Source organism: Streptomyces sp. A5-4, from assembly GCF_051131715.1.
GTDB lineage: Bacteria > Actinomycetota > Actinomycetes > Streptomycetales > Streptomycetaceae > Streptomyces.
Genome location: NZ_CP178591.1, coordinates 4,183,416 through 4,195,712, shown reverse-complemented (window position 1 = coordinate 4,195,712; position 12,297 = coordinate 4,183,416). Strand labels below are relative to the sequence as shown.

General features: G+C 70.4%; 13 protein-coding genes. 2 read left to right on the top strand and 11 right to left on the bottom strand.

What is annotated here, in order from left to right; translation table 11 throughout:
- Positions 1 to 23: 23 nt before the first annotated feature.
- The 4 genes from ACLLJJ_RS19335 to ACLLJJ_RS19320 all read right to left on the bottom strand — a co-directional run bounded on the left by ACLLJJ_RS19335 (position 24) and on the right by ACLLJJ_RS19320 (position 2,893).
- Positions 24 to 602, bottom strand: coding sequence for a Uma2 family endonuclease (locus ACLLJJ_RS19335; RefSeq protein WP_434593037.1), 579 nt, complete (start codon positions 600 to 602; stop codon positions 24 to 26).
- Positions 603 to 652: 50 nt separating this feature from the next.
- A complete protein-coding gene (locus ACLLJJ_RS19330; protein WP_434593035.1) occupies positions 653 to 1,726 on the bottom strand; it encodes a hypothetical protein in 1,074 nt (357 codons plus the stop codon).
- 259 nt (positions 1,727 to 1,985) lie between these two features.
- On the bottom strand, positions 1,986 to 2,171 hold the full coding sequence (locus ACLLJJ_RS19325; RefSeq protein ID WP_434593032.1) for a DUF397 domain-containing protein: 186 nt from the start codon (positions 2,169 to 2,171) through the stop codon (positions 1,986 to 1,988).
- Positions 2,172 to 2,188: 17 nt separating this feature from the next.
- Positions 2,189 to 2,893: a DUF5753 domain-containing protein gene (locus ACLLJJ_RS19320; RefSeq protein WP_434593030.1), complete on the bottom strand. Its 705-nt coding sequence runs from the start codon at positions 2,891 to 2,893 to the stop codon at positions 2,189 to 2,191.
- A 165-nt stretch (positions 2,894 to 3,058) separates the two neighbouring features.
- Between ACLLJJ_RS19320 and ACLLJJ_RS19315 the strand changes: the two genes are divergently transcribed.
- A complete protein-coding gene (locus tag ACLLJJ_RS19315; RefSeq protein WP_434593028.1) occupies positions 3,059 to 3,559 on the top strand; it encodes an ATP-binding protein in 501 nt (166 codons plus the stop codon).
- A gap of 77 nt (positions 3,560 to 3,636) precedes the next feature.
- On the opposite strand, the gene ACLLJJ_RS19310 is transcribed toward ACLLJJ_RS19315, so the two are convergent.
- The 3 genes from ACLLJJ_RS19310 to ACLLJJ_RS19300 form a co-directional block, all read right to left on the bottom strand.
- The gene (locus ACLLJJ_RS19310; protein WP_434593025.1) at positions 3,637 to 4,305 is read right to left on the bottom strand and encodes a DUF5063 domain-containing protein; all 669 of its coding nucleotides are present in this window, start codon (positions 4,303 to 4,305) and stop codon (positions 3,637 to 3,639) included.
- Positions 4,298 to 4,897 (bottom strand): recombination mediator RecR, encoded by a 600-nt coding sequence (gene recR, locus ACLLJJ_RS19305; protein WP_283516368.1) that lies wholly within the window; start codon positions 4,895 to 4,897, stop codon positions 4,298 to 4,300. Before recR ends, ACLLJJ_RS19310 begins: the two co-directional genes overlap by 8 nt.
- 72 nt (positions 4,898 to 4,969) lie before the next feature.
- Entirely contained in the window at positions 4,970 to 5,305 is a 336-nt protein-coding gene (locus ACLLJJ_RS19300; RefSeq protein WP_434600461.1) for a YbaB/EbfC family nucleoid-associated protein, read from the bottom strand.
- A 354-nt stretch (positions 5,306 to 5,659) separates the two neighbouring features.
- Here ACLLJJ_RS19300 and ACLLJJ_RS19295 point away from each other — a divergent pair, with 354 nt between their 5' ends.
- Positions 5,660 to 6,421 (top strand): SLATT domain-containing protein, encoded by a 762-nt coding sequence (locus tag ACLLJJ_RS19295; protein ID WP_434593022.1) that lies wholly within the window; start codon positions 5,660 to 5,662, stop codon positions 6,419 to 6,421.
- A gap of 195 nt (positions 6,422 to 6,616) precedes the next feature.
- Here the strand turns inward: ACLLJJ_RS19295 and ACLLJJ_RS19290 are convergent, their stop codons facing one another.
- From ACLLJJ_RS19290 to ACLLJJ_RS19275, 4 genes are all read right to left on the bottom strand, one after another.
- Positions 6,617 to 7,267, bottom strand: a complete 651-nt coding sequence (locus ACLLJJ_RS19290) for a hypothetical protein (protein WP_434600460.1) — start codon at positions 7,265 to 7,267, stop codon at positions 6,617 to 6,619.
- 79 nt (positions 7,268 to 7,346) lie between these two features.
- Positions 7,347 to 9,845: a glycosyltransferase gene (locus ACLLJJ_RS19285; protein WP_434593019.1), complete on the bottom strand. Its 2,499-nt coding sequence runs from the start codon at positions 9,843 to 9,845 to the stop codon at positions 7,347 to 7,349.
- Complete coding sequence (locus ACLLJJ_RS19280; protein WP_434593017.1) at positions 9,842 to 10,567, bottom strand: GntR family transcriptional regulator; 726 nt, start codon at positions 10,565 to 10,567, stop codon at positions 9,842 to 9,844. Before ACLLJJ_RS19280 ends, ACLLJJ_RS19285 begins: the two co-directional genes overlap by 4 nt.
- A gap of 346 nt (positions 10,568 to 10,913) precedes the next feature.
- Positions 10,914 to 12,269, bottom strand: coding sequence for an aspartate aminotransferase family protein (locus ACLLJJ_RS19275; RefSeq protein WP_434593015.1), 1,356 nt, complete (start codon positions 12,267 to 12,269; stop codon positions 10,914 to 10,916).
- Positions 12,270 to 12,297 lie beyond the last annotated feature (28 nt).

Genomic DNA, 12,297 nt, shown 5'->3' with positions numbered 1-12,297 from the left:
TCACAGGGTGCGCCCGGTCTGCCTCAGCCCGCGTAGTCCTTGAGCTTCTCGGTCTCCAGCGTGATCCCGACCGGGGCCGGGAGCTCGACGACCACGCCGAAAGGGCGGGTCGTGGAGCTGCGGTACATGCCCTTCTCGGGCTCCGTGTGGACGGTGATCGAGCAGGCTTCGCGGTCGATGAGGAGGTAGACGGGGATGCCTGCCTCTGCGTAACCCGCGGGCTTCTCCACACGATCACGGCGGTTGGTGTCCGAGTCGTTCGAGGTGACCTCGACCGCCATCAGTACGCCGTTGGGCTCTGCCCATTCGCCCTGGCCCACGAAGGTCTCCCGAGGGGCGAGCGAGCCGTCCGGCCGAGCCCGGCCCTGGCGATATGCATCGACCTTCAGGCCTTGCTCGGGATAGAGACGCAGATCCGGGCGCTGCTGCATGCACTGTTCCAGCAGCCACATGACAATCTCGCCATGGTTACCATCCGGCACGGGCTTGACCTGTACCTTCCCATTCACGAACTCCAGCCGCACCGTCTCGGGCGCTCGACCGGCAAGTTCCTCGAAATCCTTGATCGACATCTGGGGCCGGTCACTGGTCATGGGGGTCATGGCGTCGCCTCCTCCCCTCCATGGTGCCCCGGCCCTCACCTCCCGCACGCTCATTCCGCCTCCCGGAGCAGCTTTGCCTCGCCGAGGTCCGCAGCCAGACGGTGGGCCGACTCACCGTGGGTGGGGCGCGGGAGGAGGCGTGGCCTCAGGCCACCCGCCGCGCGCGCTTCGGCGGCTCGGCGGGCCACGTCGACCTGTGCGGGGGCGGCGCGGAAGGTGGCGGGGACGGCTGCCCTGGCCTTCGCCTCCTCCTCCGCGTCGTACGCCACCATCTCCCGGCGGCACTCCGGGCAGATGCCCCCGATCAGCGGCACCACCGTCTCGGGCTCGTCGCAGCCCATGCAGACGATCACCGCACGGGTGATGCGGGTCGGTGCGGCGCTCCCACCGGTGGATTCCTCGGACGGCATCTTCTTCTCCAATCGACTTCGGGCGATCGCGCCCGGACTGTGCATGGGGTTCGGCAGCCCGTCGGTCAGGGCGTGCGTGAGCTGGTCCGTCGTCGCACCCCGCGCCAGCCAGTCCGCCGCGAGACCTTCCAACTCGGCGCACTCGGCCGCGGACAGGGTCATACGTGGGTCGGTACGGCCCAGGCGGGCCAGCGTGCGGTGCGCGAGGGAGCGCTCGGCGGGGGCGGGTTGCGGGGCAGTGGGTCGCGTGGCGTTGGGTTGCGGAGCGGCCGGGGCGGGCTCACCGGCGACCCGCCGCTCCAGCTCCGTCAGGTCAATCCCGTGCAGTCCGCCCACGAACGACTTCCACCAGCCGTCGTCCCTCGCCGTCCGCGAGAAGTACGTCCGCGTCACCCAACGGAAGGTGTTGTCCTCCAGCGCAAGGTGTTCCTTCACCCGGCGCAGATGCCCGGCGTCGGAGAGGAAGTTCAGCGCCTTGCCGCAGGCCTGCTGGCCGAAGTCGGCGATGTTCGCGGCGAGGGGCTTGTACCCGATCGCGGCGCCGTCGGGCAGCCGGTCGATGTACGCCGCGACGGCGGCCTCACGCGGGCGCAGGTGTACGAAGTCCGCCTCGCCGCGCGGTTTCTGGTCGGAGGCGCTGCGTTTTCCATAGCCGGTCTTGGCCGAGGGGTGTGCGCGCGCGGGCAGGGCAGCACTAAAGTTGGCGTCAGCCACGATCGACTCGCATTCGATCCGTAGGTCAGGCCTCGGTTCGGTGTTGGTGCACCGGCCGGGGCCGTTCTTTGTTGTGAACCTAGACCGCCGCCACGCTGCGGCGCAAGCCGATCACGGAAAGTCATCTCGGCTTGTCAGCGCGAGACTTGAGGGGTCAGGGGAGGGCGGGTGGTTTCCACTGAACCGCCCACTCCTTGGGGAAGGGCTCGGGCCCCGAGGCCCGGAACCCGAAGCTTGAGCTCCGGGCCGACCTGCGGCTTCAGCCGCGCGCGGCGTACGCGACGAACGCGGCCCAGGACGCGGCGAGGAGCGTCAGCTCAGGGCCGGCGGTCAGCTTGGAGTCGCGGACATGGATGGCGGCGGGGCAGGAGGTGGACACCTCTACGCAAGCGCCGCCCTCGTCATCGCTGTAGCTGGACTTGAACCACGTCAGCTGCGCGCTCATGCTCATCCACCATCCGCTCACTCAAGGAAACGGGCCGACTCAGCAGGGCTGAGGGCTACTGCGCGGATCATGCTAAGCCGCTCGGAATATAGGCTGACTACGTTCGCGTCGGAGGTCAGCTGACTTACTGACGGAGCCTCAGTGAAGGCGAAGCGTTCGTGATCCCGAGTCTCCACCAAGATCATGGGGCCGAGAAACCCGCTAGGAATCGCCCGATCGAACGGCAGCACCTGGACTGAAACGTTGGTCCGCATCCCCAGCTCCAGAATATGGAGTTTCTGCTCCTGATCCACCTGCGGACTACGCAATGCCGCTTCGTACACTACAAAACTCAATGCCACCGGCGGCTTCTTCGCGAAGATCGCCTGGCGCTCCACTCGGGCCGCGATCCGCCCCTCGACCGTCTCCTCATCAAGTGGCGGATAGCGGTTGCCGATCAGAGCACGAGCGTACGCCTCGGTCTGCAACAACCCGGGAATCAGGGCCACTTCGTACCACCACAGGCTCATCGCCTCTTGCTCCTGCAGCATAAAGTCCTGCGCCCGCGCCGGGAACTTCTCCCGCTTCAGGTACTCCTTCGCCGCGCTCAACTTGCCGTTCGCACTGAACAGCGCATCCGCCGTGTCGAGCAGCCGGGGCGTCGGCATGCGTACGCCCTGCTCCATGGACTTCACCGTCGCCGACGAATAATTCGCCGCCGCGCCCAGCTCCTCGCGGGTCACGCCCGACTGCGTACGCCAGCGCAGCACTTGGTTTCCGCAGTAGCGCCACGTGCCCGGCGGCTGGGGGTCCTGGAGAGACACAGCCCGTACCTCCTCCGGATACACCGGACTGTGTATCCACTTGGTCACTCCCGAGCGTAACCATCCGACCACCACGCTGTAACCATGAACGACGCGATGCGCATCACCTCGAAGCGGTTCGCCCGCGCGGCCCTGTCCGTGCCCGCCGCCCGCGCCTTCGCGCGCGAGGTTCTACGGGAGGCGGGCGGCCGGGGCCTGGACGACGTACTTCTCTGCGTCTCGGAACTGGCGACGAACGCCGTCCGGCACGGGGTTCCCGTGGGCGGGGCGTTCCTGCTCAAGGTCGGGGCGGACGAGCGGTGCGTACGGGTCGAATGCCATGACGCGGGCCGCCGGCTCCCCCGAGTCCGGCACCCCGACCACGACGAGCAGGGCGGGCGCGGGCTGCTGCTGGTCGACGCGGTGGCGTCGCGGTGGGGCGTCGGGGAGCGGCCGTTCGGCAAGTACGTGTGGTTCGAGCTGGACACGGGACCGGGCGAGGACACCTGGCTCAACCAACTGGCCGACGAGGCCGAGGCGGAGGGCGCTGCGGGCGCCGTCTCCCTCCGAGGGATGGCCGCACGGCTCCGTTCGCCCCACAGCTGACCTCATAGGACGCGCTACGCACAAAGCCGGGCGGCCCGCCCTCTCGGGTGGCCGCCCGGCTCAGGTGACTGTGCTGCTCAGGTCGCCGTGCTGCTCGTGCGCAGGCCCAGCGGGCCCGCGATCTCCTCCAGCATGACCTTGCCCGCTTCCTCCGCGAGGTCGCTCTCCGCGATGGCCTCGTCCGTGTCCAGGCCGTCCAGCTCCTGGAGCGGCTGGTCGAGGCGGACGTGGGCGAGGAGGGACTGGAGGGCGCGCAGGGTCGCCGAGGCGGTGGAGCCCCAGTTGGAGAAGTACGAGAACTGCCACCACCACAGGGCTTCGCTGGTGCGGCCCGCGCGGTAGTGCGCGAGGCCGTGGCGGAGGTCGGTGACGATGTCCGCGAGGTCGTCGGAGATACGGCAGGCCACGGGGGGCTTGCGCGGCTCGTACGGGTCGAAGACCTCGTTGTAGACGTCGATCGGGTCGAGCATGACGGCGAACCGCTCGCGCAGGTCGTCGACGTCCGGCTCCGCACCGAGGTCCGGCTCGTACCGCTCATCGGGAACGATGTCTTCGTGCGCACCCAACCGGCCGCCCGCGAGGAGGAGTTGGGAGACCTCCAGCAGAAGGAACGGGACGGCGCTGTTCGGCTCGTTGCCCTTCGCCACTTCCGTGACGACGACAATGAAGCTCTCGATCTGGTCGGCGATCTGGACCGCGAAGTTGTCCGGATCCTGTGCGACCGCGTGCAGCGTGGCGTCAGACATCGAGCAATCGTCTCCCCTCGAAGGCACGGCCCAGCGTGACCTCGTCGGCGTACTCAAGATCTCCCCCGACGGGGAGTCCACTGGCGAGCCGGGTCACACGCAGACCCATCGGCTTGATCATCCGTGCCAGGTAGGTGGCCGTGGCCTCCCCCTCCAGGTTCGGATCGGTGGCCAGGATCAGTTCGGTGACCGCACCGTCCGCGAGGCGCGTCAGCAGCTCACGGATCCGCAGGTCGTCGGGGCCCACGCCCTCGATGGGGCTGATGGCGCCGCCGAGCACGTGGTACTTCCCGCGGAATTCCCGTGTCCGCTCGACCGCGACCACGTCCTTGGGCTCCTCGACGACGCAGATGACCGACGGGTCACGGCGCGGGTCGCGGCAGATGCCGCACCGCTCCTCCTGTGCCACGTTTCCGCACACCGCGCAGAAGCGGACCTTGTCCTTGACCTCAAGGAGGGCATGGGCAAGGCGGCGGACATCGGTCGGCTCGGCCTGGAGGATGTGGAAGGCGATCCGCTGCGCGCTCTTGGGACCGACGCCGGGCAGCCTGCCCAACTCGTCGATGAGGTCCTGGACCACGCCTTCGTACAACGGATTGCCTTCCTAGTCCTGCTGGTCGCGCACGTCATGCTTGGTTCGTACGGTAGTTGCTGCGGGGCCGTCTCAGAAGGGCAGGCCCGGCATGCCGCCCAGCCCCTGGGCCAGCGGGCCCAGCTTCTGCTGCTGAAGATCCTGCGCGTTCTCGTTCGCGGCCTGGACCGCGGCGACGATCAGATCCGCGAGGGTCTCGGTGTCCTCCGGGTCCACCGCCTTCGGGTCGATCACCAGACCACGCAGCTCACCGGAACCGTTGACGGTGGCCTTGACGAGACCGCCGCCCGCCTGTCCTTCGACCTCGGTGCGCGCGAGCTCCTCCTGCGCCACCGCGAGGTCCTGCTGCATCTTCTGGGCCTGCTGGAGGAGCTGCTGCATATCGGGCTGGCCACCACCGGGAATCAAGGTCACTCCTGGCATTTCGACGACGACATTTCGGTAGGGCGAGCCTACGTGTTCGACGGGCACCGTGCCCCATGCCGTTCGAAGCGACTCTTTCGGGTGAGACGCGAAAACCGGCATCGGCCTCCTATACCTGATCACGCCCTGTTTCCCGACGGACATCCCTGGATCCCGTCCCCACCGCCCACCATTCGGCGGTAGGAAGTGGGGAAGCATGCGCACCAGTGGGCCCAGCGCGCCTTGCGCGTCCAGTGCGCCCCGTGCGTCTGCCGCGCCCCGTGCGCCTTCAGTGCACACGCGAGCACCGCACGTCACGTAACGCAGTGTCGGGAACAGCCAGAGCGCAGAGGAGTACCGGTGAGCCAGCCGGAGATGCAGCCCGAGGGGCCGGCCCGGAAGGAGGCCTGGGAAGCCGAGCGGCCGTACGACGAGGACGATCTGACCGGGAGGCCCTTCCCTCTCGGCGACTGGGGTGAGCCGGCGGAGCGCCTCGACGAGCTCTACCGGTGGGTCGAGCAGGGCGCGCTGCGCACCGCCGACTGGTACCTGGCCGACCGCGCGTGGAAGCGGCGCGGGGCCCGGGTACTGCGGGGCGGGACGGCTGTCGGCGTGATCACCGGCGCGGCGCTGCCGCTGCTCGACGTGACCGGGGCGCTGAGCGGGGTCGCCGGGTGGGGTTACGTGTCGCTGCTCCTCGGAGCGGCCTGCACGGCCTGCGACCGGTACTTCGGGCTGACGTCGGGGTGGATGCGGGACGTGGCCACCGCGCAGGCCGTGCAGCGGCGCCTGCAGGCGCTCCAGTTCGACTGGGCCTCGGAGAGCGTGCGCGAGGTGCTCGGGCCCACCGACGGGACGGCGAGCGAGGCGGCGGAGCGGTGCCTCATCGTGCTGCGGCGGTTCTCCGACGACGTGACGGAGCTGGTGCGCTCGGAGACGGCGGACTGGATGGTGGAGTTCCGGTCCGGACCCTCGCCGCTGGCGGTGCAGTCGCTGGGCGCGCCCGGCGGTACGGGGGGCGGCGGGCGCCCGGACGGGCCGGTGCCGCCGGGCCGCTACGCGCTGCCGCCCGGGACCCGGCCGAACATGCCGCGCCAACGGCCACCGGAGACACCGCGCTGAGTCCTCGCGGGCGTCGTGCGGGCGCCGGAGCGGGCCTGCGGGCGCCGGAGCGGGCAGCAGGTGCGCGCCGGGCCGTGCCGGGGGTCTGGCGGCGCGGAGGCGTGCGGGCCCCACGCGCCCCCGTGCGGCGGTCCGCGCGCCGGGGGCGGATGGGTGGCGTGAGCCGGTCCGCGATGCGCGGCCCCCGGAGCCGGCTCAGCTGAAGATGATCATTGACCCCTGGCCGAGGCTTCTGGTGGCCGCCGCGTGCAGACCCAGCCAGACATGACGCTCCCGGGCGAAGGGGTTGTCGTCGGCCGGCTGCGGGCCGGCCGGCTCCTCCAGCGTCGTGGGGCGCTCGGGCGGGCGCGGTGGCGACGGCGGGTTCGCCGGGTCTATCCCGATCGACCTGGCCACCACCTCCAGCTCGCGCAGCAGACCCTGGGTGGAGCCCAGGGGGCCGCCGCCCGCCAGCAGCTCCTCGTTGGACAGCGGCGCGGTGTAGTCCACCGGGACATACGCGCCCGCGTGGTCGTAGTGCCAGACCAGGTGCGACTGCTGGGCCGTCGACTCGAACATCTCCAGGAGCTGTTCGTAGTCACCGCCCAGCGCGTCGACCGGGCTCACCTCCAGGCCGCAGAGCTGCAGGAGGTACGCGCGGCGCAGGAAGTGCAGGGCGTCGTAGTCGAAGCCCGCCACCGGGGCGACATCGCCCGAGAGGCCCGGCATGTAGGCGAAGACGGGAACGGTCGGCAGGCCCGCTTCGGTGAGGGCCTTGTCGTACGTAGCGATCTCTTCGGCGAAAGGATTGTCGGGGCTGTGGCACAGCACATCGACGAGGGGGACCAGCCACAGGTCACAGGCCACGTACGGCTCGCTCTCCACTGGATTCGTGCGACGGTCAGGGCAGCGTAATGCCACGGACACGCTGCGCACAGTTCGCGGGTCAACTGCGCCCGCGCACATCCCATACCCAGACTCCGCCCACGGGCTCCCCGTCGCGCCCCAGCAACTTCGCCACGGCGGTGTACAGCGCCTCCGCGTTGTCCTGCGGGACGAGCACCACGATGCCCGCCTTCCAGTACTCCAGGTCGGCCCGTGCCTGCGCCTGCCAATTGGGGCCGATGGGCGGGATCTTGGCGCCGTAACGGATGTCACGCAGCAGAGTCGACGTGTGGCGCGAGGGCGCGCCGTATATGCCGATGCGCTCCTCGCCCCACGGCCCGTTGAAGTAACCGCCGGGCACCGGGAAGTCGCGGCCGGTCGTCGCGGACTGCCAGCGCAGGGCCTCCGCGTTGCCGGGGTCCGGGAGCGGGACGGGGACCAGGGATTCGCCCTCGCCCAGGTACGACTTCCACATGCCGTCGGCGATGAACGGCGGTATCTCGGGGCGGTCCCGCGTCGGCATCGTCGTCGGCACGATGGGCAGCAGCGCGAGCGCCACCGCGACCAGACCGAGGGTGCGGCTCAGATCGGGCGCACGGCTCGGCCCGGCCGCCGCAACCGCGTCCGTGTCCGCAACCGCGTCGGTGTCCGCGGCCCGGGTCGCCCCCAGCTGATCCACCGCGAGGGCGATCAGGATGCCCAGCGCCGGGGCGCAGATCATCGCCACCCGCGACTCGATCACCGACTCGAAGAGCGGCTGATGGGCCAGCACCCGCCACGGCCCCGGCAGCACCAGATCGGTGTACGGGATACGGAACTTGGGGCCGAGCGAGAGCAGCCCGGCCGCGAGCACGGTGAAGGTGAGCGCCTTGACCAGGGCCAGGCGCCACAGGCTCAGCACGATCGCGAGGACCAGACCGGCCAGCGGCCAGCCGTAGAACGCGTTCTGCTCGGTGCGGTTCATGGCGAGCGGATCGGCCCGCGCCTCGTCACCGGCCAGCGCGCGCCCGGAGAACTCCAGGAAGGCGAGCGGACTGTTGCCGGCGTTGTCGCCGTGCAGCACGCTGTGATAGCTCTGCGGGCCGAAGAACTGCCAGTACAGCGGCACCGCGACCAGCGGCAGACACACCGCGGCGGCGATCCCGAGGCCCTTCAGCAAGGGCCGCCGGGCCGCCCGCGCGACGTCGGGGCGTGCGAGCGCGTACGACAGCGCGAAGAGCAGCATCCCCATCGCGGCGAGCAGCAGCGGCTCCTCGCCGAGGAAGATCTGGTACGTCGCGAAGAGGCCGAGGAGGACGCCGTCGCGTACGACCCTGCCGCCCTCGCAGAGCCGCAACGCACGGTCGACGATCACCGGGATCATGAACAGCACGGCGAAGTTGGGGTGGGCGTTGGCGTGCGAGATCATCGGCGGCGCGAAGGCGCACAGCCCCGCGCCGACCGCCGCCGCCCACCGGTTGTGGACGAGCCGCTTCGCGATCAGCCAGTACCAGGCGACCGCCGTCCCGGCGAGCCCCAGGGTCAGCACGAGCGCCCAGGTCGCGGTCGGCCCGAAGAGCAGGGTCACGGGGGCGAACGGCACGGACAGGCCGAGCATGACGGTGTTGGCCATCAGGTTCACACCGTCGGGGAAGTTCTGCACGGTCGTGAAGAGCGGGTTGCGCAGCTGCGCGACGTTGTCGGCGGTGACCGCGAAGAACCACTCCCACTGGTTCTGGTCCTGCCCCGAGTCTGCGAGATAGCGGTGGTCGAGGTCGGCCCACAGCCCCTTGTAGAGCAGGACGGAGCCGAGGAGGAAGAGACCGGCGACGGCAAGATCGGCTCGCCTGACCCGTACCCTCCGTGCGGCGCGCGCCTTGAGCCGTACGAGCTCGAACAGCACCTTGCCGTAGTCGCCGGGCCGGACCTTGGACCCCTCCTGGTGCGACCACCGCACCGGGACCTCGGCCACCGGCCAACCCTCCCGCCGGAAGAACCGCAGGATCTCCACGTCGATGCCCCAGCCGTCGAGGCGGGAGTCGGCGAACGCGGCGCGCGCCTTGTCCCCGTCGAACAGCTTGAAGCCGCACTGCGTGTCCTTGATGCCGGGCACGGCGACGGCCCGTATGAGCCGGTTGCCCAGGCGCCCGAGCCACTCCCGTACGCGCCGCTGATGCACCTCTATGGCCGAGTCGGGGTGCGCGCGCGAACCGATCGCGGCGGTCAACGCCTCGTCCGCCAGCTGCTTGTCGAGCCCGTCCAGCTCCTCGATGGGGGTCGCCAGATCGGCGTCGGTGACCAGCACCCGCGCGCCGTACGAGGCGAGGACACCGAGCCGCAGGGCGTGCCCCTTGCCGCGGTTGCCGTCGCCCGCGACGAGGTGGATGCGCGGCTCGTCGGCCGCCGCGGCGAGAACGGCGTCGGCGGTCCCGTCGGTCGAGCCGTCGTCGACGACGATCAGCTCCCAGGTGCCCCAGCGGCCCGGATCGGCGCGCAGATGCGCGCAGATCGCGTCCAGTGTGGGCCCCAGCCGCTGTTCCTCGTTGTACGCGGGCACGACGACGGTCAGATCAACACTCACCGCGACGGACGCTCCAGGTCCGCGGGGCTCCCGGGCCGGACCGGGTCTCCCAGGCACTCCAGGTGTTCCGCCCAGGCCAGGGCGGACGCGTGGTACGCGCCGATCGCCCCGCGCACCTCCTCGGAGTCCCCCCGGGTGACCGCTTCCACGACCTCCGGATAGCCGCTCCACAGCCGCTCCCCGGCCTTCGGGTCGACGCGCAGGTACGGAACGGAGAACACCCAGCAGCGGACGCGCAGTTGGTGCAGGAACTCCGAGATGAAGGGGTTGCCGATGAGCGTCCCCAACTCCCTCCAGAACCGCAGGTCGTACCCGATGAGGATGTCCAGATCCCCGGCCCGGGCCGCCCGCGCGGCCTCGTCGGCCCGCCGCCGGACCGACACCAGCACCTCGACGCGCGCCCGGCCGAGGGCGCCCGCGGCGAGCTTGCGGAAGAATCCGTCGATGATCAGGGAGCGCGCCTCGACCATGCCGCGGAAGTCGTCGACGGAGATCTCACAGACGCGGAAACCGCGGTGCTGATCGGAGTCGAGCAGACTCTGCGCGGCGAGATCGACCAGCGCTTCCCTGACGGGCGTCGCGGAGACGCCGTACTGCTCGGCGATCTGCTTGACGGTGAATTCCTGCCCCGGCCGCAAGCGCCCCGCAAGCACCTCGTCACGCAGTGCGTCGGCTATCTGCTGCCGCAGGGTGTTGCGGGTCACAGGTCCGCTCGCGGGCATGGCGTATTTCCCCTTCGTCTGACTTCGGACACCTTAGGCGCTGTCCGAAGCGGGCCGGAGAGCCGACGGCGCGAGAGGAGCGCACAGGGGGCGCGCGAAGGGGCGCGGAGTGCGGTCGGCGGGACGCCGGGCGGGGGCGGGGCCACCCGGCGACGCGTGACAGGGGCGCCCCGGCGTCGGTGCCACCCGTGGCGGGGCCCGGTGCGTCCGCGTCCGCGGTGGTAAAGCGCCCGGCCGTGATCGGGGTACGGTGGCTACGCACCAGAGGTTCTCTCTCCGGTGTCACGCCCCCGGGTCGTCGCACACCGCGGGGGCATTTTCATGCCCTGCCGCGGCCGGGTGCGCGCTACACCGTGTGCTCGTCCGCCACCGAGAGCGCCACGTCCAGGGCCGCCAGACCCTCCTTCGCCTCCGCCTCTGTGACGTTGCAGGGCGGGACCACGTGCGTGCGGTTCATGTTGATGAAGGGCCACAGGCCGTTCTTCTTGCAGGCCGCGCCGAAGGCCGCCATCGGGGCGTTCGCCTCGCCCGACGCGTTGTACGGGACCAGCGGCTCGCGGGTCTCCCTGTCGCGTACGAGCTCCAGCGCCCAGAACATGCCCGTGCCGCGGATCTCGCCGATGCTCGGGTGGCGCTCCGCGAGGTCGCGCAGCCCCGGGGCGATCACCGTGTCGCCGATGTGCGCGGCGTTCTCGACGATGCGCTCCTCGTCCATCGCCCGGATCGTCGCGACGGCCGCCGCGCAGGCCAACGGGTGGCCCGAGTAGGTGAGGCCGCCGGGGTAGGGGCGGGTCGAGAAGGTCTCGGCGATCTCGGCCGAGATGGCCACGCCGCCCAGCGGCACGTAACCCGAGTTCACGCCCTTCGCGAAGGTCATCAGGTCGGGCACGACGTCGTAGTGCTCGGCGGCGAACCACTTGCCCGTGCGGCCGAAGCCCGCCATGACCTCGTCGAGGACGAAGACGATGCCGTACCGGTCGCAGAGCTCACGGACACCCGCGAGGTAGCCGGGCGGCGGCGTCATGATGCCCGCCGTGCCCGGGATCGTTTCGAGCACGATCGCCGCGACGGACCGCGGGCCCTCGAAGGCGATGGTGTCTTCCAGGTGCTGGAGCGCGCGGGCGCACTCCTCCGCCTCGGTCCCGGCGTAGAACGCCGAGCGGTAGAGGTACGGCGCCCAGAAGTGGACGGTGCCCGACGTGCCGTTGTCGGACGCCCAGCGGCGCGGGTCGCCGGTCAGGTTGATCGCGGTGGAGGTGCCGCCGTGGTACGAGCGGTACGCGGCCAGAACCTTGTTGCGGCCCGTGTGCAGACGGGCCATGCGGACGGCGTTCTCGATGGCCTCGGCGCCACCATTGGTGAAGAAGATCTTGTCGAGGTCGCCGGGGGTCCGCTCGGCGATGAGGCGTGCGGCCTCGGAGCGGGACTCGACGGCGAAGGCGGGCGCGAAGGTGGTGAGCTTCCCGGCCTGCTCCTGGATCGCGGCGACGACCTTCGGGTGCTGGTAGCCGATGTTGGTGAAGACAAGACCACTGGTGAAATCGAGGTACCGGTTGCCCTCGTAGTCCCAGAAGTACGAACCCTCGGCGCCGGCGACGGCGAGCGGATCGATCAGGCCCTGGGCGGACCAGGAGTGGAACACGTGCGCGCGGTCTGCGGCCTTCACGGCCGCGCCGGCCTGGGGATCGACATGAGGGGTCATACCCCCAAGCGTAGAGACGCGCCGGTGG